This window comes from Streptomyces sp. NPDC014864 (genome assembly GCF_043081525.1).
Lineage (GTDB): Bacteria > Actinomycetota > Actinomycetes > Streptomycetales > Streptomycetaceae > Streptomyces.
This window is the reverse complement of the sequence record NZ_JBIBWT010000017.1, coordinates 116,766-138,444: the sequence shown is the minus strand read 5'-3', so window position 1 is coordinate 138,444 and position 21,679 is coordinate 116,766. Positions and strand designations below refer to the sequence as shown.

Annotated in this window: 23 protein-coding genes; 16 read left to right on the top strand and 7 right to left on the bottom strand. The window is 71.0% G+C overall.

Features of this window, described 5'->3' with window-relative positions; translation table 11 throughout:
- The first annotated feature begins 19 nt into the window (after window positions 1-19).
- The 3 genes from lipA (at window position 20) to ACF1A5_RS27075 (ending at window position 2,223) form a co-directional block, all read left to right on the top strand.
- Window positions 20-985: a lipoyl synthase gene (gene lipA / locus ACF1A5_RS27085; RefSeq protein ID WP_392195489.1), complete on the top strand. Its 966-nt coding sequence runs from the start codon at window positions 20-22 to the stop codon at window positions 983-985.
- A 266-nt stretch (window positions 986-1,251) separates the two neighbouring features.
- Window positions 1,252-1,452, top strand: coding sequence for a hypothetical protein (locus ACF1A5_RS27080; RefSeq protein WP_392195488.1), 201 nt, complete (start codon window positions 1,252-1,254; stop codon window positions 1,450-1,452).
- Between the two features lie 69 nt (window positions 1,453-1,521).
- Window positions 1,522-2,223, top strand: coding sequence for a DUF4191 domain-containing protein (locus tag ACF1A5_RS27075; protein ID WP_392195487.1), 702 nt, complete (start codon window positions 1,522-1,524; stop codon window positions 2,221-2,223).
- A 185-nt stretch (window positions 2,224-2,408) separates the two neighbouring features.
- Here the strand turns inward: ACF1A5_RS27075 and ACF1A5_RS27070 are convergent, their stop codons facing one another.
- On the bottom strand, window positions 2,409-2,876 hold the full coding sequence (locus tag ACF1A5_RS27070; RefSeq protein WP_392195486.1) for an RDD family protein: 468 nt from the start codon (window positions 2,874-2,876) through the stop codon (window positions 2,409-2,411).
- A gap of 207 nt (window positions 2,877-3,083) precedes the next feature.
- Here ACF1A5_RS27070 and glnA point away from each other — a divergent pair, with 207 nt between their 5' ends.
- The gene (gene glnA / locus ACF1A5_RS27065; protein ID WP_356188313.1) at window positions 3,084-4,493 is read left to right on the top strand and encodes a type I glutamate--ammonia ligase; all 1,410 of its coding nucleotides are present in this window, start codon (window positions 3,084-3,086) and stop codon (window positions 4,491-4,493) included.
- Window positions 4,494-4,803: 310 nt separating this feature from the next.
- Here glnA and ACF1A5_RS27060 read toward each other — a convergent pair whose 3' ends face one another.
- Window positions 4,804-5,997, bottom strand: a complete 1,194-nt coding sequence (locus tag ACF1A5_RS27060; RefSeq protein ID WP_392195485.1) for a PP2C family protein-serine/threonine phosphatase — start codon at window positions 5,995-5,997, stop codon at window positions 4,804-4,806.
- A 485-nt stretch (window positions 5,998-6,482) separates the two neighbouring features.
- The gene (locus ACF1A5_RS27055; RefSeq protein ID WP_392195484.1) at window positions 6,483-6,767 is read right to left on the bottom strand and encodes a hypothetical protein; all 285 of its coding nucleotides are present in this window, start codon (window positions 6,765-6,767) and stop codon (window positions 6,483-6,485) included.
- Window positions 6,768-7,095: 328 nt separating this feature from the next.
- Here ACF1A5_RS27055 and ACF1A5_RS27050 point away from each other — a divergent pair, with 328 nt between their 5' ends.
- From ACF1A5_RS27050 to ACF1A5_RS27040, 3 genes are all read left to right on the top strand, one after another.
- Entirely contained in the window at window positions 7,096-7,353 is a 258-nt protein-coding gene (locus ACF1A5_RS27050; RefSeq protein WP_392195483.1) for a hypothetical protein, read from the top strand.
- 108 nt (window positions 7,354-7,461) lie between these two features.
- Window positions 7,462-8,385 (top strand): zinc metalloprotease HtpX, encoded by a 924-nt coding sequence (htpX, locus tag ACF1A5_RS27045; protein ID WP_392195482.1) that lies wholly within the window; start codon window positions 7,462-7,464, stop codon window positions 8,383-8,385.
- A 2-nt stretch (window positions 8,386-8,387) separates the two neighbouring features.
- Window positions 8,388-8,972 carry a hypothetical protein gene (locus ACF1A5_RS27040; protein ID WP_392195481.1) on the top strand — a complete coding sequence of 195 codons (585 nt, stop codon included), beginning with the start codon at window positions 8,388-8,390 and terminating at the stop codon, window positions 8,970-8,972.
- A 25-nt stretch (window positions 8,973-8,997) separates the two neighbouring features.
- Here ACF1A5_RS27040 and ACF1A5_RS27035 read toward each other — a convergent pair whose 3' ends face one another.
- Window positions 8,998-10,374 (bottom strand): DUF2252 domain-containing protein, encoded by a 1,377-nt coding sequence (locus ACF1A5_RS27035; protein ID WP_392195480.1) that lies wholly within the window; start codon window positions 10,372-10,374, stop codon window positions 8,998-9,000.
- Window positions 10,375-10,961: 587 nt separating this feature from the next.
- Here ACF1A5_RS27035 and ACF1A5_RS27030 point away from each other — a divergent pair.
- Window positions 10,962-12,167 (top strand): winged helix DNA-binding domain-containing protein, encoded by a 1,206-nt coding sequence (locus ACF1A5_RS27030; protein WP_392195479.1) that lies wholly within the window; start codon window positions 10,962-10,964, stop codon window positions 12,165-12,167.
- Between the two features lie 28 nt (window positions 12,168-12,195).
- On the opposite strand, the gene ACF1A5_RS27025 is transcribed toward ACF1A5_RS27030, so the two are convergent.
- The 3 genes from ACF1A5_RS27025 to ACF1A5_RS27015 form a co-directional block, all read right to left on the bottom strand.
- Entirely contained in the window at window positions 12,196-12,681 is a 486-nt protein-coding gene (locus ACF1A5_RS27025) for a hypothetical protein (protein ID WP_392195478.1), read from the bottom strand.
- 20 nt (window positions 12,682-12,701) lie between these two features.
- Entirely contained in the window at window positions 12,702-13,352 is a 651-nt protein-coding gene (locus tag ACF1A5_RS27020) for a hypothetical protein (protein ID WP_392195477.1), read from the bottom strand.
- A 286-nt stretch (window positions 13,353-13,638) separates the two neighbouring features.
- Complete coding sequence (locus ACF1A5_RS27015; RefSeq protein WP_392195476.1) at window positions 13,639-13,953, bottom strand: hypothetical protein; 315 nt, start codon at window positions 13,951-13,953, stop codon at window positions 13,639-13,641.
- Window positions 13,954-14,119: 166 nt separating this feature from the next.
- On the opposite strand from ACF1A5_RS27015, the gene ACF1A5_RS27010 reads away from it, so the two are divergent.
- The 8 genes from ACF1A5_RS27010 (at window position 14,120) to ACF1A5_RS26975 (ending at window position 21,605) form a co-directional block, all read left to right on the top strand.
- Entirely contained in the window at window positions 14,120-14,482 is a 363-nt protein-coding gene (locus ACF1A5_RS27010; protein WP_392195475.1) for an arsenate reductase family protein, read from the top strand.
- 138 nt (window positions 14,483-14,620) lie between these two features.
- Window positions 14,621-15,385 (top strand): hypothetical protein, encoded by a 765-nt coding sequence (locus ACF1A5_RS27005; RefSeq protein WP_392195474.1) that lies wholly within the window; start codon window positions 14,621-14,623, stop codon window positions 15,383-15,385.
- A gap of 566 nt (window positions 15,386-15,951) precedes the next feature.
- Window positions 15,952-16,401 carry a MarR family winged helix-turn-helix transcriptional regulator gene (locus ACF1A5_RS27000; protein ID WP_392195473.1) on the top strand — a complete coding sequence of 150 codons (450 nt, stop codon included), beginning with the start codon at window positions 15,952-15,954 and terminating at the stop codon, window positions 16,399-16,401.
- Between the two features lie 244 nt (window positions 16,402-16,645).
- Entirely contained in the window at window positions 16,646-17,683 is a 1,038-nt protein-coding gene (glnII, locus tag ACF1A5_RS26995; protein ID WP_392195472.1) for a glutamine synthetase, read from the top strand.
- Window positions 17,684-17,841: 158 nt separating this feature from the next.
- Window positions 17,842-17,964, top strand: a complete 123-nt coding sequence (locus ACF1A5_RS26990) for a hypothetical protein (RefSeq protein ID WP_392195471.1) — start codon at window positions 17,842-17,844, stop codon at window positions 17,962-17,964.
- A 120-nt stretch (window positions 17,965-18,084) separates the two neighbouring features.
- Complete coding sequence (locus tag ACF1A5_RS26985; protein WP_392195470.1) at window positions 18,085-18,678, top strand: winged helix-turn-helix domain-containing protein; 594 nt, start codon at window positions 18,085-18,087, stop codon at window positions 18,676-18,678.
- Between the two features lie 184 nt (window positions 18,679-18,862).
- Window positions 18,863-19,942 carry an NAD-dependent epimerase/dehydratase family protein gene (locus ACF1A5_RS26980; RefSeq protein WP_392195469.1) on the top strand — a complete coding sequence of 360 codons (1,080 nt, stop codon included), beginning with the start codon at window positions 18,863-18,865 and terminating at the stop codon, window positions 19,940-19,942.
- Window positions 19,943-20,033: 91 nt separating this feature from the next.
- Window positions 20,034-21,605, top strand: coding sequence for a DUF1996 domain-containing protein (locus ACF1A5_RS26975; protein WP_392195468.1), 1,572 nt, complete (start codon window positions 20,034-20,036; stop codon window positions 21,603-21,605).
- The last annotated feature ends 74 nt before the right edge of the window (window positions 21,606-21,679 follow it).

The window sequence follows — 21,679 nt, the reverse complement described above, 5'->3', positions numbered from 1 at the left end:
AAACGCTAGGGAGCTGGTCGTGTCCGCAGTCGCACCCGACGGCCGCAAGATGCTGCGCCTGGAGGTCCGCAACAGCCAGACCCCCATCGAGCGCAAGCCCGAGTGGATCAAGACCCGGGCGAAGATGGGTCCCGAGTACACGAAGATGCAGAACCTCGTGAAGAGCGAGGGCCTGCACACGGTCTGCCAGGAAGCCGGCTGCCCGAACATCTACGAGTGCTGGGAGGACCGCGAGGCGACCTTCCTCATCGGCGGCGACCAGTGCACCCGGCGCTGCGACTTCTGCCAGATCGACACCGGCAAGCCCGAGGCGCTGGACCGCGACGAGCCCCGCCGCGTCGGCGAGTCCGTGGTCACGATGGACCTGAACTACGCCACCATCACCGGCGTCGCCCGCGACGACCTGGAGGACGGCGGCGCCTGGCTGTACGCCGAGACCGTGCGCCAGATCCACGCGCAGACGGCGGACCGCGAGGGCGGCCGGACGAAGGTGGAGCTGCTCGCCCCCGACTTCAACGCGGTCCCGGAGCAGCTCGCGGAGGTCTTCTCCGCCCGCCCCGAGGTCTTCGCGCACAACGTCGAGACCGTGCCCCGGATCTTCAAGCGGATCCGCCCCGGCTTCCGCTACGAGCGCTCGCTGAAGGTCATCACCGAGGCCCGCGACTTCGGCCTGGTCACCAAGTCCAACCTGATCCTCGGCATGGGCGAGACCCGCGAGGAGGTCGGCGAGGCGCTCAGGCAGCTGCACGACGCGGGCTGCGAGCTGGTCACCATCACCCAGTACCTGCGGCCGAGCGTCCGTCACCACCCGGTGGAGCGCTGGGTGAAGCCGCAGGAGTTCGTCGAGCTGAAGGAGGAGGCCGAGCAGATCGGTTTCTCCGGCGTGATGTCGGGCCCGCTGGTGCGTTCGTCGTACCGTGCCGGGCGCCTGTACCAGATGGCCGTCGAGAAGCGGGGCAGCTTCGCCGCCACCCAGGCCGTCTGACCGTCCGTCACCCGCCCTGCCCCGTAAGGGAACGGGTAGCGTGTGAATTCGCGCACAAGAGCCTACCGCTCAGTAGTGGCCGATATGACGCGGCCCCGACCGTCGCCGCAGATGAGGGCGTCCGTCGGGGCCGCGTCAGTCTTTTGGCCCGCGCCGTCGGGGTTTCATCGGTGTTTGACCGGTCGGTCACGTCCTGGTAACACCAAACAGTGACGCTGGACTCACACCCCGTGCACCGCGATCCCTTACAAGGGGGGACCTCCACCATGCAGGCCGCGCCCGTTCGCGCCACCGCGATCCCGTCCTTCACCGACGCGCTGCGCGCCGTCGAGTCCCTGCTCATGAGCAGCGGCCAGCGCACCGCCCGCCGCAACGCCTGGACCTCCGTCATGGAGGACCGCCGCCGCGCCAAGGACCGTGTCGAGACCCAGCGCTTCCTCGATCAGTCCGGCTCCGGCCGCTCCTGACCCGTCCCGCGCCCTTCCCGGGGGCACTGCCGTCGTCGGGCGCTCCCGGGGCCACGTAGACTTCGTGCCATGGCGAGGAAGGACAACGCAGCCGAGGCTGCCAATGCCGGGCGACTGAAGCAGATCGCTCTGACCTACAAGATGACCCGTAAGGCCGACAAGAAGATCGGTCTTGTACTCGCGGCTGTCGGCATCATCACCTTCGGTGTCTTCCTCGCGATCGGTTTCCTGATCGGGCACCCCGTCTACCTCGGCATCCTCGGGGTCCTGCTCGCCTTCCTGGCGACGGCGATCGTCTTCGGACGCCGGGCCGAGCGTGCCGCCTTCGGGCAGATGGAGGGCCAGCCGGGCGCCGCCGCGGCGGTGCTGGAGAACATCGGGCGGGGCTGGACCACCACCCCGGCGGTGGCGATGAACCGCAACCAGGACGTGGTGCACCGCGCGGTCGGCAAGGCCGGCATCGTGCTGGTCGCCGAGGGCAACCCGAACCGGGTGAAGGGCCTGCTCGCCGCGGAGAAGAAGAAGATGGCCCGCATCGTGGCGGACGTCCCGGTGCACGATGTGATCGTCGGCACCGGCGAGGGCCAGGTCGAGCTGAAGAAGCTGCGCACCACCATGCTGAAGTTCCCGCGCGTGCTGACCGGCCCGCAGGTCACCGCCACCAACGACCGGCTGCGCGCCCTGGGCGACCTGATGAGCAACATGCCGCTGCCGAAGGGCCCGATGCCCAAGGGGATGCGGATGCCCAGGGGCGGCCCGAAGGCACGCTGACGTCACCGCACCCGTCGGACGCCACCGCGTACGACGGACCTCACCGCATACGACGTGGGGGGCAACCGGAGCGATCCGGTTGCCCCCCACGTCGTATGCGGGCACGTCGTATGCGGGCACGTCGTATGCGGGCGCACGTCGTATGCGGGCGCACGTCGTAGGCGGGGCCCCGCCGGGGGGACCCTCTAGATCCGAACCTCGACCGTGCGGGCCAGCCGGTCGTGCAGGCCGCGGCCGTCGCGGTCCCAGATCAGGGCCGGGATCGCCAGGCACAGCAGGGCCGTGCGCAGCAGGGCGCGCAGCGGGTTCACCCGGCCGGTGTCCAGGGCCACCACGCGCAGGCCGAACAGGCGCTTGCCGGGGGTGGAGCCGATCGTACCGACGGTGAGCGCACCGAGCACGAAGAAGATCAGCAGCGCCCAGTTGCCGGTGCCCTGGTCATAGCCGTGGGTGATGAGACCGTATGCGATCAACAGGCAAAGACCCCAGTCGACGGCGACGGCGCCCAGCCGCCGCCCCGGGCGTGCGATCGAACCCGATCCCCCCTCCGGCAGCCCCAGCTGTTCACCTCGGTAACCGAAGTCGGCTCCGGCGTCCTCCGCGGCCGCGCGCGGCCCGGAGAGCCACGACCCGATTGCTTGCCTGTTGTCCACCCGTCCACGGTACTGCGACCCTGTATGTACGAGACACGGCGGGGTGACCACACCGTGACCGCACCCGAGCCGGTTAACTTCTGCGAAACAAATGAGTCACGCCCGAGAAATCACCCGTCCCTAGGGTCGAGTGCAGCGTGTGCCACCGCACTGGCCGCACGAACGATCTACCACCCCGGCGGGACGGTCGGGAGTAGGAGGAGCTGGATGTTCCAGAACGCCGACGAGGCCAAGAAGTTCATCGCGGACGAGGACGTCAAGTTCGTCGACGTCCGGTTCTGCGACCTGCCGGGCGTCATGCAGCACTTCACGGTGCCCGTTGAGGCGTTCGACCCGGACGAGGAGCTCGCCTTCGACGGATCGTCGATCCGTGGTTTCCAGGCGATCCACGAGTCCGACATGGCCCTGCGCGCCGACCTGTCGACGGCCCGTGTCGATCCGTTCCGCCGGGACAAGACGCTCAACATCAACTTCTTCATCCACGACCCGATCACGGGCGAGCAGTACTCCCGTGACCCGCGCAACGTGGCGAAGAAGGCCGAGGCGTACCTCGCGTCCACCGGGATCGCCGACACCGCCTACTTCGGCCCCGAGGCCGAGTTCTACGTCTTCGACTCCGTGCGCTTCGAGACCAGCGCGAACGAGTCCTTCTACCACATCGACTCCGAGGCCGGCGCCTGGAACACCGGCGCCCTGGAGAACAACCGCGGCTACAAGGTCCGCTACAAGGGCGGTTACTTCCCGGTGGCCCCGGTCGACCACTTCGCCGACCTGCGCGCCGAGATCTCCCTGGAGCTGGACCGCGCCGGCCTGAAGGTCGAGCGTCAGCACCACGAGGTGGGCACCGCCGGCCAGGCGGAGATCAACTACAAGTTCAACACGCTGCTCGCCGCCGCCGACGACCTCATGCTCTTCAAGTACATCGTGAAGAACGTGGCCTGGCGCAACGGCAAGACCGCGACCTTCATGCCGAAGCCGATCTTCGGTGACAACGGCTCGGGCATGCACGTCCACCAGTCGCTGTGGACCAACGGCGACCCGCTGTTCTACGACGAGGCCGGCTACGCGGGCCTCTCGGACACCGCCCGCTACTACATCGGCGGCATCCTCAAGCACGCCCCGTCGCTGCTGGCCTTCACCAACCCGACGGTGAACTCCTACCACCGCCTGGTTCCGGGCTTCGAGGCCCCGATCAACCTGGTGTACTCGCAGCGCAACCGCTCCGCCGCGATGCGTATCCCGATCACCGGCTCGAACCCGAAGGCCAAGCGCGTCGAGTTCCGCGCCCCGGACTCCTCCGGCAACCCGTACCTGGCCTTCTCGGCCCTGCTGCTGGCCGGTCTGGACGGCATCAAGAACAAGATCGAGCCGGCCGAGCCGATCGACAAGGACCTCTACGAGCTGGCTCCCGAGGAGCACGCGAACGTGGCGCAGGTCCCGACCTCCCTCGGCGCCGTCCTCGACCGCCTCGAGGCCGACCACGAGTTCCTCCTCCAGGGCGACGTCTTCACGCCCGACCTGATCGAGACGTGGATCGACTACAAGCGCACGAACGAGATCGCCCCGCTGCAGCTGCGTCCGCACCCGCACGAGTTCGAGCTCTACTTCGACGTGTGATATCGCCCCAGGTCGGAGCGGGTTTCCGCTCCCCTGGGCCGTCTGTGGGCCGTCGGCCGTGCTCTTCCTTCACTGGAAGGGCACGGCCGACGGCCTGTTTCGGAGCCGGCACCGCGAACGATCGTCGGGGGCTGGCGATGGTGGGCTTGCGGGTCAGTTGCCACTCCGCGCCGCCACGTCGCAGGTGATCGGTCTGCTCTCCGGAGCACGACCAGGACCAGGAGCCGGGCAAGCTCCGTGGCCTGTTCCGCCGCCGGCCCTGACCGGGCGTGTGTGCCGTCCAAGCGAATGGCTGAGTTAAGCGGCCAGGTCAGGTGCCGATGCCAGCGCTGCGGCCTCCGGAGCGGGGGCCGTACCAGTCCAGGCACAGGACGGTGGCGTCGTCTCTCACATGGCCTTTGCACGCTTCGGTGACCGCGTTGACCATGGCGCGCACGGTCTCGCGGGGGTGCTCGGTGGCGGTGTCGCGGAGGAGGGCGGGCAGGTCGACGGCTTCTGCCTGACGATCTTGCACACCGTCGGTGTAAAGCAGGAGGCGGTCCCCGGGGCGCAGGTCGAGGTCCTGTACCCGGTAGGCGCTCTGCGCGGGAAAGCCGAAGGGGAGATTGATGTGCAGTTTGATTTCGTCGACGGTGCCGTCGCGCAGCCGGAGCGGCCAGGGGTGGCCGGCGTTGACGAGCTGGGCGCGGGTGCCGTCCAGGGCGATGCGCAGGAGCTGGCCGGTGGCGAAGGTGCGGCGGCCGTGGTCGATGAGGGCCTGGTGGGTCTGGCGGGCCTGTTCGGCGAGGTCGGTGCCGGCGCGGCGGGCGCCGCGGGAGGCGTTGACCAGGAGGGTGGCCATGAGGGAGGCGTTGATGTCGTGGCCCATGGCGTCGGTGATGGACAGGTGCAGGGTGTTCTCGTCGAGGCTGTAGTCGTACGTGTCACCGGCGATGTCGGAGGCTGGGACCAGGGCGCCGGCGAGAGTGAATTCGGCGGCCTCGCAGGAGGGCGCCGACGGCAGGAGCTGACGCTGGATCTCCGCTGCCAGAGTGACCGTGGCGGTGCGGTTGCCCCAGTAATAGAGGTCGGTGAAGCGGCGGTCGGTGACGATGACGTACGCCAGCGCGTGCGCGGCCTCCTCCACCTGCTCCAGCGCGTCCTGGGCGACGTGGGTGAGGTAGAGCTCCAGCACCCCGATGGCGTCACCGCGGTTGGTGACCGGGGCGAGCACCCGCTGCCCCCGTCCGTCCTCCGGTGCCACCACCGGCTTCTGGGTGCGCAGGACCTCCTCGTAGGCACTGCCGGCCAGGGGAACCTGGTCGGCGCCGTGCTCCTGTGGTGTCGCCTTCTCCTCGTGGACCCGCAGCAGGCGCCGGCCCACGACGTCGACGAACAGGAACGACACGTATCGTGCCCCGAACCGTTCGCGCAGATTGTGCGCTACGACATCGAGGGAGCGCACCGGTGCGGCGTCCTCCGCCGCGGCCAGCACCTCGGCCAGTCCGATCGGTTCACGCTCCATACAGCCTCCCTAAGTCACGGACTCTCCTTCCCCCTGTCGCCCCCAGGCATCACGGCCGCGACACACACCACAGCTCCGTGGGCGGCGTGTCCGAAGTGACAGAAAATTCGAATAAGCGATCGAGGCAGGCTAGCCTCGGAGTCCGACCCGGCAGCAACGGCTCGATGCGTGCCCACTGGGCATCAGTCGACGACCCATCACCCAACGATCAGATGATCCGAAGGGGAACGGCCTAGAAACCAGGGCCGGGCCGTCGCTCAGATCGGCGTCTCGGCTCCGCCGGGGCCGGTGTCCGCATTCGGTGCGCCGAACGCAGCGTCAATGACCCCGCGAACAAGGCTCCAAGGCAGCGGCGCCGCGCCATCACTTCTTCGACGTGTGACAGACGCCGCGCCGCGCGGCGCGGTGCGACACTGAGGGCCGCCACCCGATCGGCTCGGGTGGCGGCCCTCGGCACGTGCATCACGTGCGACGGGGCCCGTCCGTCAGCCCAGCCAGATCACCACGGCACCGCCGTAGTAACCGTTGTCGCAACCCCAGTAACCGTTGTCGCAACCCCAGTAGCCGTTGTCGTAACCGCCCCAGTAGCCGTAGCGGTACCCGCAGTCGTCGTCCCACCAGCCACCGTGGCCACAGCCGTTGAAGCCGGTGGGAGCCTTGGCCGGTGCGGCCGCCGAGGCCGTGCTCGCGGTGCCGATGGCGGCGCCGCCGGCCATCAGGACGCCGATGGCGGACATGGCGAAGAGACGCCTCACGCGTGGTGCGTTCATCGATGTACCTTCTTTCCACCCTCGTGCGGTGCTTCGGAGGCACGGGACGGACTGCCGCGGCCGCGGCGGAAAGAGATGGCGCGGCCCTCGGTGCGACGCCACCGCCTGCGCGACAACGCTGTCGCTCCCCGGTCGAGGGGGATCTCGTCAGCGGCGGGCGTACCCCCGGTTGTCGACTCTCTCCGATTCAGGCTAGCCGCCGCTCGAACGCGCAGCATCTTGGGCCGAACGAGGTACGCGGTCGCCGTGCAACCTTCGGCGCCGCACGACGTCCTACACAGCGGGGCTCTTCCCGGGCCGCTCCGCTGGACGAGAAAGGTGAACGGGGATGTCCGAACAGGACCACTGGGAGCGCGAGTTCGATCACCGGTGGGCGAACGCCGCCGAGCACAAGGAGCCCTCCGCGCGGGCCCGGATGCTGGCCGCCCGCTGGAAGCACAGCCCTCCGGGCCCGGTGCCCTTCCGCGCCGACCCGGACCCGGTGGCGCCGCGCCGGTCGTCGTGGGTGTCGACGGTCGTGGTGCTCGGCTGCGTGGCCGCGGTGATCCTGCTCCTCGGGTACGCCCAGATGCGCACGGGGTACTAGCGACATAGGGACCTTTTGCTCCGGCCAGGGCCGTTCGGGACCCGTTCATGGGACACGGCAGGTGCACACTGGACAGCGGGACGAGTGCCTGACTGCGGGGTGGTGCAGATGCAGAGCCGCTTCCGGAGCGATCGGCGGCTGACCGTGCGCATGGGGGTCACGCTGTTCCTGCTCGGGCTGCTGTACGTGGCGTTCGTGGCCGCGCTGATCGTGTTGCTGAAGTCCTGGGTGCTGGTCGTGGTGATCGCGGCGGCCGTGCTCGCCGCCCAGTACTGGTTCTCCGACCGGATCGCGCTGTTCGCGATGCACGGCCGGGTCGTGGAGCGCGAGGAGTACCCGGAGCTGCACGCGGTGGTGGACCGGCTGTGCGCCATGGCGGACATGCCCAAGCCGGTGGTCGCCGTATCCGACATGGAAATGCCGAACGCGTTCGCCACCGGACGGAACCCGGACAACGCGGTGGTGTGCGTGACCACCGGACTGCTGCGCCGGCTGGAGCCGGCGGAGCTGGAGGGCGTACTCGCGCACGAGTTGTCGCACGTCGCGCACAAGGACGTGGCCGTGATCACGATCGCGTCCTTCCTGGGCGTGATCGCGGGCCTGATCGTGCGGTTCGCCTTCTACTCGGAGCTGTTCGGCGGACGGGGGCGCAAGGACCAGAACACCCTGGTGGTGTTCGCCGCGGTGATGGGCGTCTCGGCGGCCGTCTACGCGATCAGCTTCCTGCTGATCCGGGCGCTGTCCCGGTACCGGGAGCTGGCCGCGGACCGGGCGGCGGCGCTGCTCACGGGCCGGCCCTCGGCGCTGGCCTCCGCGCTCACCAAGGTCACCGGCGACATCGCGCGGATCCCGACGAAGGACCTGCGGACCGCGCAGGCCTTCAACGCCTTCTACATCACCCCGGCGCTGGGCTCCGAACCGGGCCTGGGGCGGCTCTTCTCCACGCACCCGAGCCTGGCCCAGCGGCTGGAGCAGCTGGGCCGTATCTCGGCGGAGCTCGGTGAGGCCGCGACGCCCGGGAAGGCGGGCTGAGGATGGGGCTCCTGGACATCCTGCTCGGCCGCACGAAACCGGTCGCGCCCGATCTGGACCGCCTCTTCGCGCTCCCGTCGGCGGCGGTGACCCTCGAGGCCGCCGTCGGATTCACGCCGACCGGGCATGGCGCGGTCTGCTTCGCCACGGTCGAGGGTGCGGCCTTCGAGCAGACGCACCGCGAGGTCCAGGCCCTCCTGGACGCCGACGCCGGCCGGGCCGGCTCGCCCGTGGAGCTGACCCGGGACGCCTACGGCTACTCCTGGCTGGTCTCCCGCCGCACCCCGGACCAGCTCCCGGAACTCGTCAACGACCTGCACGCCGTGAACAGTTCGCTGGAGGCCGGCGGCTTCGGCCCCCAACTCCTCTGCTCCCTCATCGGCTTCACGGACGGCACCGGCCGCAGACTCGCACTGGTGTACCTCTACAAGCGGGGTACCTACTATCCGTTCGCGCCGCTGCCCGGCGTCGGACAGCGGCGCGACAGCGCGCTGGAGCTCCAGGTGAAGGCGGCCCTGGCGGACGACCTGCGGATCGAGGAGGACCTCAGCCGCTGGTTCCCGGTCTGGGGTGCGCCCGGCCTGTGACGGAGGTCGAGACCGGCCGGGGTGGTCAGACGTCCGGGGCTGCCGGGACGACGCCCGCGACGACGGCGGCTCCGAGGGCGGCGTGGTCGTCGGCGGTCTGGGCGGCGTAGGACAGTGCGAAGTCGGCCACGGCCTGGTCGAAGGTGTCGGTGCCGCCGAGGTAGCCGGCGATGGCGATGCGGTCGCCGGAGCGGGCGTGGCCGCGGGCCAGGGCGGTGCCGCACAGCCGGGCGTAGCCCACCAGCTCGCCGGGGCTCATCCCGGCGACGTCCGCGGAGCCCTTCATGTCGCGCAGCTGGCGCCAGTAGAAGGCGCGGCCCTGCGGCCCGCTCATCCAGCCGAGGAAGATGTCGCCGGCTGCCTGCAGCAGCCGCTGCCCGGCGACCACCCGGTGCCCGGGATGGACGTAGGCACCGCTCGGCAGGTGCTCCTCGAGGATCGACTTCCGTGCCTCCTTGACCTGGAGGAACAGCGGATCGTCCGCGTCTCGTCCGGTGAGCAGCACGATGAAGCAGCGCAGGCCGACGCTGCCGACGCCGACGACCTTGCGGGCGGAGTCGACGAAGCGGTAGCGGTCGAGGAGGAGGCGCCGTTCCTCGGTGAGGGTGGAGCGGTAGTCGCTGAAGATCTTGCGCAGGGCGGCGGTGTCGGGGATGCCGGCCGGCTCGATGAGCGGTGGGTCGTGGATGATGCGCCGCTGCCCGTCGACCATCTCCGTGAGCTTCCCGAGGGCCTGCAGGCTGGTGCGGCGGCGGGCCCGGGTGAGGCTGGACTCGACGCGCCGGCGGCGCCGGGCGGAGCGGACCAGGGGCAGCAGGCTGTCGGCCTCGATGCGCTCGTACCAGACGGCGAGTTCGCCGAGCCCGGCCAGCCTTCGTACGGAGGTGCGGTACGCGGCCACGGCCTCCAGGGCGGCCCGGCGGGCCTTGGCGTCGGGGTGCCCGTTCTCGCGGGCGGCCACCGCCACGGACGCGGCGAGACGTTTGACGTCCCATTCGAAGGGGCCGGGAAACGTCTCGTCGAAGTCGTTGAGGTCGAACAGCAGGGCGCGTTCCGGGGAGGCGTACAGGCCGAAGTTGAGCAGGTGCGCGTCCCCGCACAGCTGTACGGTCAGCCCGGTGTTCGGCTGCGCGGCCAGGTCGGCGGCCATCACGGCGGCGGCGCCGCGCAGGAAGGCGAACGGCGAGGCGGCCATCCGCCCGTACCGCACCGGCAGCAGTTCGGGCAGCCTGTCGCGTCCCTGCCGTTCGAGTACGGCTACGGGGTCGGGGCGGTCCGCGGAGGGGATCCAGGCGGCGTGCGCGGAGCGACGCAGGCGCTGCCGGGCGGCACGGCCGGCCGCGGCGCGCTCGGCGGGCGTGGCGTGCGCGGACGGCGTGGCGGGCGTGACGAAGGTGGTCATGGGGCGGCCTCGGGAGGCTCGGCCGGTCCGGGGGCGAGGGCCGATGCGCGGGCGGATGCGAGGGCGGGGGCGGATGCGCGGGTGGGGGCGGATGCGCGGGGGGCGGCGGGGGCGGCGGGGGCGGCGGGGGCGGCGGGGGCGGCGGGGGCGGCGGGGGCGGCGACGGATGCTTGCGTCTGCGGCTGCGTCGGGACCTGTGACGGCGCCTGCGTCCGTACCCGTGCTCCGGTCCCCGTCGCCGCCGCTGTCGTCGCGCCCATGGGCCGCCGTATGCCCTGTGCCTCCATTCGCGCCTCCCGCTGCCGCTCCCGCCGGGGACGAAGTACGCCGCCCCCTGATCGCAGTGAAGGCGCACGGGGGACGGACCGCATGCCGGATACGGCGAACGGGTGACAGCCCCGGGACGGTCAGGGACGGGCAGGGACCGGACGGGCAGGGGCGGTCCGGGCCGGGACGGGGCACGACGGAATCCGTGTGCGCCCGGCGCCGGAGGGCCGGGCACCGGACCGGGCGCGGGACCGTTGTCAGTGCCGTCCGCGACGATACGTCGGAAGGGCCGGAGCGGAAGCGGACGGGTGGAGGTCGGAATGGGCGGCACGGGCGGCGTGGGCGCGGGGCCCCGGTACATCGGCGTGGCGGAGCGGCGGGCGCGGCTGGCGCTGCGGCACCGGTTGGCCACCGGGGCGCGGGCGGCGGCGCCGGAGGAGGTGGCGGACGCCCTGGTGGCGCTGCACGGCACGGATCCGGCGACGGTGTTCCTGGGGGTGGGGGCCCGGCTGGCGGACCCGGTGAAGACGGTGCCGGAGACCGAACGGGCGCTGTACGGGGACCGCACGCTGGTGCGCATGCACGGGATGCGGCACACCGTGTTCGTCCTCCCCACCGGCCTGACCACCGTGGTGCACGCGTCCACGGGGCTGGCGGTGGCGGCCCGCGAACGCGCCTCTCTGATCAAGGACATGGCGAGGGCCGGGGCTCCGGACGCGGCCTGGCTGGCGGAGGTCGAGCGGTCGGCGCTGGCCGCGCTGGCCCGCCGCGGCCAGGCCACGGCCGCCGAACTCGCGCGCGACGAGCCCCGGCTGCGGGAGCGGTTCGTGTACGCGGCAGGGAAGAGCTACGAGGGCGTGCACACCGTCTCGACGCGGCTGCTGCGCGTGCTGGGGGTGGAGGGGAAGGTGGTGCGGGGCCGGCCGCTCGGCTCATGGACCTCCAGCCAGTTCCGCTGGGCCGTGGCGCCCGAGCACCCCGGACTGGACACCGCCGAGGCGCAGGCGGAGCTGCTGCGCCGCTGGCTGACGGCCTGCGGCCCGGCGACCGAGGCGGACCTGAAGTGGTGGACGGGGTGGCGGGTGACCGAGGTCCGCAGAGCCCTGCGGGCGGTGAACGCGCAGGAGGTGACGGTGGACGAGGGCACGGCGTACGTGGTCGACGGCGACGTCGATCCGGTCGGCGAGCCCTCGGAGCCGTGGGCGGCGCTGCTGCCGGGGCTGGACCCGACGGCGATGGGCTGGCAGCAGCGGGACTGGTACCTCTCACCGGAACTGCGCCCCGCCCTGTTCGACCGCAGCGGCAACGTCGGCCCCACGGTGTGGTGGAACGGCCGTGTCGTCGGCGCCTGGGCGCAGCGTCCCGACGGGGAGATCACCTGGCGGGTCCTCGACCCGCGGGCTGGGACCCGCGAGGCCGAGGCGGCCATCCGGACAGAAGCGCACCGCCTGCACTCCTGGCTGGCCCCCACCAGAGTGACCCCTCGCTTCCGAACCCCTTTGGAGAAGGAACTGGCCTCCGGCTGAAGGCTGTTCGGCCCGGAACGGGAACGGCCTAGGGCAGTTGCTTCTTCTCCACGTAGTAGGAGTAGGCGAAGCCTCCGCCGTCCGAGCCGGTGACGTCGGCCGAGAAGCCGACGGGTCCGCCCCTGGACACGGTGAGACTCCGCTGAAAGACCGACTTGTCGCAGGTGGGTGCTGGGGCGGCCGATCGGACTTCCTTGCCGCCGGCCTCGAAGGTGAAGGAGACCTTGGCGCCACCGGTGCACACGAACGCGAAGGTCACGCTCAGTACGCCTTTCGGCGTCGCGGCGAGCGTGTTGCCGATCTCCTGGCGCAGCTTTCCGAAGCCGTCCCCGAGGGACTCCCTGCCGGGAAAGCTCTGCTCGAGGACCGCCTTCTCCGCTTGCCCCGCCTCCGACGCCTGCGCCGAAGCCGACCTGCTCGCACCGGAATGGGAGGCCGGCCCCCGCGCGGAACCGCCCGGCCCGCACGCCCCGATGAACATCACCGCGGCCAGCAGGAACAGCGAGGCGGACATCCTCGTTCCGTCGACGCGCCTCACGAGTTCTGTCGCCCGATCGACATGTCTCCCTTGCGCGGAGCCTTCACCACGATGGTCTTCGTCTTGACATTGCACGGCGCCGCTATCCATGTCTTGACGGCGGTGAGCTTCCAGCCGACCTGTCCGAGGACGGCTCGATATCCCTTTGAGGTCGTGTTCGTGTCGGTGACCGTCTGCGTCCCGGTCCAGGTCCAGGAATTACTGATCTTCGTGTCGACCTTCACCTTGGCCTTCTCGACGATGATGCTCGCCTCTGCCTCATATCCGGCCCCGATGTCCCAGGTGAAGGTGTGACTTCCCGTCACCGTCCAGGAGACCGTCTGACGCGGCAGGAGCCAGGTCGACTGAGGCTTCCTGCGATCCGGAAGGAAGTACGGCGTGCCCTTGACCTTGTAGGTGGGCGGATCGTTCACCTCCGGGCAGGCTGAACTTGCCTGAGGCGCCTTGACATTGGACTTGTCACCCACGAAAGAGAACTCGATCTCGTCGTCGAGCCCGACCGTTCGTCCACCGTCCAGAACAAGGTGAGCGCCGTCAGCCGGCACCGGTTCGTCATCTGCGGCGGCGGCACCCACATGAGCTGCCGCCAGCAACAGGGTCGTGGCGGCCGTGAAAGGAATTGCGGTGCGCAGCGCGGCGCGGTTCATCTCTGCCCCGTTTCATCAGATCCCTCAGCCGGTTCCGTGGTCAGCGGAACCGCAGCACGCTCCCGCGGCGCTCCGGACTGCACACCGGGTTGCGGGATGTCGTGTTCGCGACATTCCTACAGTTCGGCGCGCCCTCGACGCAAGGGATCACGGGAAAGATCAGGAGAACCTCAAATTCCCCCGGAAGAGCGGGAGATCCCGAGCGATCGCGGCGCGGAGGGAATCCCCTGACGGTCGAACAACCCCGGGCGCCGGCCGGGTGGGCGGCGCCCGGGGCGGCGGGAGTTCAGCGGTGGTAGCGGAGGAAGGCTCGGACCATGTGGCAGGTGGTGGCGGACGGGGGGTGTATGCCGAGGAGTTCGGCGGTCGTGCGGATCGTCTCGTCGGGGGCCTGGGCCGGGAGGTAGACGCCCGTGTCGAGCAGGGCGATGGCGAGGCGCATCGCCTTCAGGCGGCGGTTGTGCGTCACGTACCACTCGCGGGGCCGTCCCGGTGGCAGCGGACGCTTCGGCACGGGGGCGTAGGGCGAGTCGAGTGGGACGGGGCGCTTCGCGGTGGACTGGGTCGGCAGCGGCTTCGGCTTCAGTGCGGCAGCGGGCACAGGCATCCTCCTGTCGCGGTCGGGGCGCCGGCCGGGCCCCCCGGCGGCCACCCTCGAACACTGCTTCTATTCTACCGTCCACCACTGACAAAAGCCCCTGGCCACAAGGGCTTTCGGGGCTGCCGTGACACCAGTGGAAGACGGGTTCTGACGTACCGTGTGCGGCATGGAGATCTGGATCAACCCCGCCTGTTCGAAGTGCCGCAGCGCGATCGGCCTGCTCGACGCCGAGGGTGCCGAGTACACCGTGCGCCGCTACCTGGAGGACGTACCGACCGAGGACGAGATCCGGGAGGTGCTCACCCGGCTCGGGCTCGAACCGTGGGACATCACCCGCACCCAGGAGGCCGCCGCGAAGGAGCTCGGCCTGAAGGACTGGCCGCGGGACGCGAGCGCGCGCGACCGGTGGGTGCGGGCGCTCGCCGAGCACCCGAAGCTGATCCAGCGTCCGATCATCACCGCCGACGACGGCACGGCCGTGGTGGCCCGCAGCGACGAGGCGGTCCGGGACGCTCTCGCGCGGGAGTGAGCAGAGAGCGAGGGAGAGCTCCGTCGAGGCGGATGCTGTGACGCAGGTTACGTCGGCGAATCCGGTAACCGCTGAGTAACGACGTTCGGTATCTCGTACATATCGGCGTACGCTCCCCTACCTCTTCAGGAGGCGCGCATGTCGCGCAGGAGAAAACTCGGCACCAAGAAGAAGGTCGCGCTGCTCGTGAGCGCCGCGGCGGTGGCGGGCGGCGGGGCCTTCGCCATGGCGGCCACCTCGAACGCCGCCCAGCCGCAGTCCCCCCGGACGCTGTCCGCCCCGGACTCGACCGTCTGCCAGGGCCTCGCCACCGCCCTCGGCAACAACCAGAAGTTCATCGACGGTCAGAAGGCCAAGCCGGACGCGCAGTCGGCGGCCCGGATCGCCAACCGCGAGGCGGTCATCGAGCAGATCAAGGTCCAGCAGAAGGCGGCGGGCTGCACCGTTGGGGAGTCGGCTCAGGGCTCCCAGGGGTCGCAGAACGGCCAGCAGGCGGGACAGCAGGGCGGCCAGCAGGCCGGGCAGCAGGGCGGCCAGCAGGCCGGGCAGCAGAACGGCCAGCAGGCAGGTCAGCAGGACGGTGGGGCGCAGCAGACCGCGCAGCCCTCGCAGACCGCTCCCGCGGGAAACGGTGGCGGTGGCGCTGCGGCCTCCGGCCAGCAGGTCTGCAAGGGTTCCACGGTCACGCTCTCCGGGGAAGGCGGTGCCCCGGCGGCGTCCAGTAGCCAGTTCCCGGCGGGTACGACGCTGAAGGTCACCAACCTGGACAACAACAAGTCCACCACGGTGAAGGTCACGTCGGTCTCCGGCAGCTGCGTCCTGCTCAACAACGCGGCCTTCGAACAGGTCCGGGAACCCGGCAAGTTCCTGATCCGGCGCGCCGTGATCGAGAAGGTGGGGTGACGCTCAGCCCGACAGGAAACCGCTGAGGCGTCGCCCCAGCCCGGCGGGCGCGGCCTGCCGCAGCGCGATGGGGGTCCCCCTGCTCGAGCGAAGTCGAGAGCGTGGGGGAGCGAGACGTCCGGCAGTACGACGGTCTCGGCCCGCGGCAGCACCGCGCCCGCCGCGACCGCCACCCGGGAGGTGTCATGGGTCCTGCTGTTCCCGGCCAGGAGCAGCAGGACCGGCACCTCCGGACCCCGCAGAGCGTCCGGCTCCGGGCGCGGACCGGTCACCGGCTTCATTACGGAGGGGAAGCCGGCGGCCGCCTCCTGGAGCCGGACCCAGTCGGGGTCGAGCGCCGCTCCCCCGGTCTCCCGCTCCAGGAAGGCGCGGACGCGGCGCGGCGAGGGCCGCAGCAGCATGGGCAGCGCGTGCAGCAGGTACGCCGTCCTGAATCCGGCGAAGCACTGGGTCGGATCGAGGAGGAACAGACGGCGTACCCGGTCCGGCCGCGCCTGGCATCCTGGCCTATTGCCTCGTCCAGCGAGATGCTCGGTGAGCGAGATGACGGCCGGAGGGAGACGGGGATGCGGGCAGACGGCCCCGAGATGGAGATCGTTCATCTGCTGCGGGCGACGACGGTGCAACTCGGCCTGCACAGTGCCCGGTTCGCGCAGCGCAACGGTATGCACCCCACCGACGTGCGCGCGCTGATCGCCTTGATGGACGACCGCCGGTCCGGTGAGGAGACGACGGCCGGGCGGCTCGGTGCTGCGCTCGGCCTCAACTCGGCGGGCACGACCGCGCTGCTGGACCGCATGGAGCGGGCCGGTCATGTGCGGCGGGTGCGCGGCGCGGGCGACCGACGCAGGGTGGTGGTCGAGGTGGACGAGCGGGCGGTCGTGCTCGGCCGGTCCTTCTTCGGGCCGCTGATCGACCGGACGACCGAGCTCCTGCGGGGCTACGACGAGCGGGAACTGGCCGCGATCCGGGGCTTCCTGACCGGAGTACGCGAAGCGGCGGCCGACGAGGACTGACGCGCCTCCCGCCCGCGAGCCGGCCTCCGGCCGCCCCAGCGGCACACCTCGCCCGCCCCCCGGCCGGCCTCCGCATGCCCTCACACCGCGCCCCGCGTCACGGCACGACCGGGTAACGCGGGCTTCACAGCCGGGCAATGGGCGAGAAATCGCCCGTTGACAGGCTGCCCGGCGACAACCGCGGCGCCCCCGGTGCCGCAGCGCCGCAGCGCCCGCGCCCAGTGACACCCGAAGGATGTGGCCCGTGAGCTTCAAGGCTGAGTACATCTGGATCGACGGCACCGAGCCGACGGCCAAGCTCCGTTCCAAGACGAAGATCCTGGGCGACGACGCCAAGGGTGCCGAGCTTCCGGTCTGGGGCTTCGACGGGTCCTCCACCAACCAGGCCGAGGGGCACTCCTCGGACCGTGTGCTGAAGCCGGTCTTCTCCTGCCCGGACCCGATCCGCGGCGGTGCCGACATCCTCGTCCTGTGCGAGGTCCTGGACATCGACTTCGCCCCGCACTCCTCCAACACGCGCGCCGCGCTGGCCGAGGTCGCGGAGCGCTTCGCCGCGCAGGAGCCGGTCTTCGGCATCGAGCAGGAGTACACCTTCTTCGACGGCTCCCGTCCGCTGGGCTTCCCCGAGGGCGGTTTCCCGGCCCCGCAGGGCGGCTACTACTGCGGAGTCGGCGCCGACGAGATCTTCGGCCGCGAGATCGTCGAGGCCCACCTGGACAGCTGCCTGAAGGCGGGTCTGGGCATCTCCGGCATCAACGCCGAGGTCATGCCCGGCCAGTGGGAGTTCCAGGTCGGCCCGCTGTCCCCGCTGGAGGTCGCCGACCAGCTGTGGGTGGCCCGCTGGCTGCTCTACCGCGCCGCCGAGGACTTCGGCGTCTCCGCCACCCTCGACCCCAAGCCGGTCAAGGGCGACTGGAACGGCGCCGGCGCGCACACCAACTTCTCCACCAAGGCGATGCGCGAAGGGCCCGAGGGCTACGCCGCGATCATCACCGCGTGCGAGTCGCTCGGCGAGGGCTCCAAGCCGCTGGACCACGTCAAGAACTACGGCGCCGGCATCGACGACCGCCTGACGGGCCTGCACGAGACCGCGCCGTGGGACGAGTACTCCTACGGTGTCTCCGACCGCGGCGCCTCGGTCCGCATCCCCTGGCAGGTCGAGAAGGACGGCAAGGGCTACATCGAGGACCGCCGCCCGAACGCCAACGTCGACCCGTACGTGGTGACCCGGCTGCTCGTCGACACCTGCTGCGCCGCGCTGGAGAAGGCCGGCCGGGTCTGACCGCCGCCGCACGGTTCCCGAGGGGCGTCCACCGACGAGGTGGGCGCCCTTGCCGCGCCGCTCGCCGGGAGCGGCCCGGCGGCGGCCCGGCGGCCGGGGAGCGCCCAACCCGTGGAAGGAGGGTCCGACCGGGGCGCGGTGTCTGCTTCAATGGGGGCATGGCCAGCATGCAGAAGTGCACCGCGACGGGTCGCCATGACCTCGAGCCCTTCTGGCCCTCCCGTCAGCACCACGACTTCGACCGGGTGTGTTGCCGCGCGACGACCGCGCGGGCCCTCTGAAGCCGTACATCCCGGCCCTCGGCCAGCGCGGAACGACGTACGTCCCCCGGCACGCCCGATCACGAACTCGCGGCCGTCGCCTCTCCCGACGCACCTCTCGCGCGAAAGAGCTGACCTCTCATGACGACCACTCGTTCCGTCTCCCCCGCCCCTCTCCCCGCCCCCGCCGCATCCCCCCACACCCCGCGTCACGGGCTGCACGCCGTCGACCGGGACGAGGTCGTGGACGTCGCGGAGTTGCTGCCGCCGGGCGCCACCTGGCTGCCCGCTCCGCAGCACACCGTGCCCGTCCTGCCGGGCCGGCCGCCGATGGTCGGCTACCTGGTGCTCGTCCCCGCCGACCAGCGGCCGCCGTTCCCTCCGGCTGCGGTGCCCGGCCAGGAGGAGACCGCCGGGTCCGCTGCCCCTCCCGGGGAGGGTGACCCGCTCGTCCGCATCGACCCCGTGCGGCGCACCGCCGCGGTGGACGGCCGCGAACTCGACCTGACCTACCTGGAGTTCGAGCTGCTCGCCCACCTCGTCGCCCATCCCCACCGGGTGCACACCCGCGACCAGCTGGTGACCACGGTCTGGGGCTACGGCCATGTGGGCGACGGCCGCACCGTCGACGTCCACATCGCCCGGCTGCGCCGCAAGCTGGGCGCGGAGCACCGCGGGACGATCCGGACGGTTCGCCGCGTCGGCTACAAGTACGCCCCGCCGAAGGCGGGTTGACCCTCGCGGAGGCCGACGGAAGGCCTCCTCCCGGCCTGAAGGCCCCCCGGGTCTGAACCCACCGACACCCGGCCGGAGCCCGCCCGGGACCCGTCCGTAAGGCCCCCTCGCGACCGCGCGGCGGCCGTCTGCTGACGGCAGATTCCCGTTCCGTCCCCCGGCCGGGGCGGGCAGAGTCACCGGCATGAGACTTCTGGTGCTGGGTGGTACGGAGTTCGCGGGACGGGCCGTGGTCGAGGCGGCGGCCGGGCGCGGCTGGGACATCACGGTCCTGAACCGGGGGCGGCACGCGCCCGTTCCCGGCGCGCGGTCGCTGGTCGGGGACCGCACCGCGCCCGGCGGGCTCGACGCCCTGGCCGGGGGCGAGTGGGACGCGGTCGTCGACACCTGGTCGGCCGCGCCCCGCGCCGTCCGGGACACGGCGCGGCTGCTGCGCGGACGCGCCCGGCGTTACGTGTACGTGTCGAGCTGCTCGGTGTACACCTGGGCCCCGCCGGCCGGGTACACCGAGGAGGCCGCCCTCGTCGAGGGCGCGGACCCCGATGCGGAGCAGACCGACTACGCGCGGGACAAGCGGGGCGGCGAGCTGGCGGCGGTGGAGGCCTTCGGCGCGGACCGCTCCCTGCTGGTGCGCTGCGGGCTGATCCTGGGGCCGTACGAGAACATCGGCCGCCTGCCCTGGTGGCTGAACCGGATCGCCCGGGGCGGTCCCGTGCTGGCGCCCGGGCCGCGCGGACTGCCACTGCAGTACGTCGACGTCCGCGACCTCGCCGACTGGATCCTCGGCGCGGTGGAGCGGGAGCTGAGCGGGCCGTACAACCTGATGAGCCCGCAGGGGCACGCCACCATGGGCACCCTGCTGGACGCGTGCGTGGCCGCCACCGGCGCGGACGCCGAGCTGCGCTGGACCGCCCCGGAGACCGTCCTCGGCGCGGGCATCGAGCCGTGGACCCAGCTGCCGGTGTGGGTGCCGCCGGACAGCGAAGGCCACGACGCGCTGCACGGCGCCGATGTCTCGCGGGCGGTCGCGACGGGCCTGCGCTGCCGCCCCGTCACCGAGACCGTGACCGACACCTGGCACTGGCTGCGCGCCATCGGCGGCACCGCCCCGCACCGCCCGGACCGGCCCCCGGTCGGACTGGACCCGGAGGTGGAGGCGAAGGTGCTGGGCACGTCCGGTGAGACCACGGCAACTGCTGGTGCACGAGCGGCAGTTGAGGGTGACGAGTTCATCGATTCCCCGAGGAATTCCCGCGACGGCTGAACACCACGGGGACGCCGCCCGTATGGAAGGGAGCCGCTTCACTCCTGTCGGGCGCCTCGATGCTGCCCCGCAAGGAAGTCAGAGGAGTTCCATGGGACGCAACACACGAAAACGCCGTACGCCGCTGGCCACCAAGGCCATTGCCGCATCGGCGGCCCTAGCGCTCGGTGGGGGCGGGCTGATCTGGGCGAACTTCTACGCATCTGCTCACGAGTCGAACAACGGCGGGTGGCAGAGCCAGACGAAAGCCGCCTCCGCGCAGGTCGCGACGATCTCGTGCCCGGACGTCGGCCAGAAGCTGACCGACGTGCCGAACCGGGCCCGTACCGAGGTCGACGGCGAGCTGGCCACCTTGGACCGCCAGATCACCGACGCCTACCAGCGTCTGGCGACCACGCGGGACGCGCAGACGAGGGACGCGAGTTTCGTCCAGAACTCCATTCTGCAGCCGCTGAAGGACCGCCGGCAGGCGATCATCGACCGGATCCAGCTGGAGATCAACCGGGTCGGCGGCAGCGCGCCCGACAGCCTGGACACCCTCGCGGGGTGCACGGGCACGCCGGCGAACCAGACCACGGGCGGCCAGCAGCAGGGCGACCAGCAGCAGGGCGGTCAACAACAGGGCGACCAGCAGCAGGGTGGCCAGCAGCAGGGTGGCCAGCAGCAGGGCGACCAGCAGCAGGGTGGCCAACAACAAGGCGGCCAGCAGCAGGGTGGCCAGCAGCAGGGCAACGGCGGTCAGGCCGGCAACGGCCCCAACGCCGCCGACTTCGTCGACATCACGAAGGTCCAGCCGAACGTCCAGGCGAAGCCGCAGAAGACCGGCAACGCCTCGAACGGCGTCTTCATCACCCGCTGCGGGGTGAACGCCAACAAGAACCACAACACCGACAACGTGATCGTGGCGCCCGGCGTGAAGAACGGCGCGCACCACCTGCACGACTACGTCGGCAACCAGTCGAACGACGCCTTCGCCGACAACAACAAGTTCGCGGCGGCCCAGACGAGCTGCCAGAACCAGCAGGACAAGTCGTCGTACTACTGGCCGGTGCTGCGGGTGCAGGACGGCACGCAGGACTTCGACCAGAACAACGACGGCGGCGGCAAGGAAGGCAACGTCGGCAAGATCCTGGTGGCCAGGCAGGCGCAGATCAAGTTCGTCGGCAGCCCGACGAGCAAGGTCGTGGCGATGCCGCAGTTCCTGCGCATCATCACCGGTGACGCCAAGACCACCACCAACGGCCTGGCGAACGCCAACGCGCACTGGAGCTGCACCGGCTTCGAGAACAAGGTGCAGCTCACGACGCAGTACCCGATCTGCCCGCAGGGCAGCGACGTGGTCCGCACCTTCGCCTTCCAGAGCTGCTGGGACGGCCAGAACGTCGACAGCGCCAACCACCGTACGCACGTGGCCTTCGCCGACGCCGGCGGCAACTGCCAGAACGGCTTCAAGGCGATCCCGCAGCTGACGATGCGCCTGGTCTACAGCGTTCCGCAGCCGGTGGTCCAGAACGGCCAGGTGAAGAACGCCTACGCGGTGGACGGCTTCCCGGAGCAGCTCCACAAGGCGGCCACCGACCACGACGACTTCATCAACGTGATGTCCCCGAACCTGATGAACAAGGTCGTCAACTGCATCAACAACGGTCAGCGGTGCGCGTGACGCACTGACCCGGTGACCCACTGAAGAGGGCCGGTGGCGGGATTCCCGCCACCGGCCCTCGGCGTGTGCGCCCG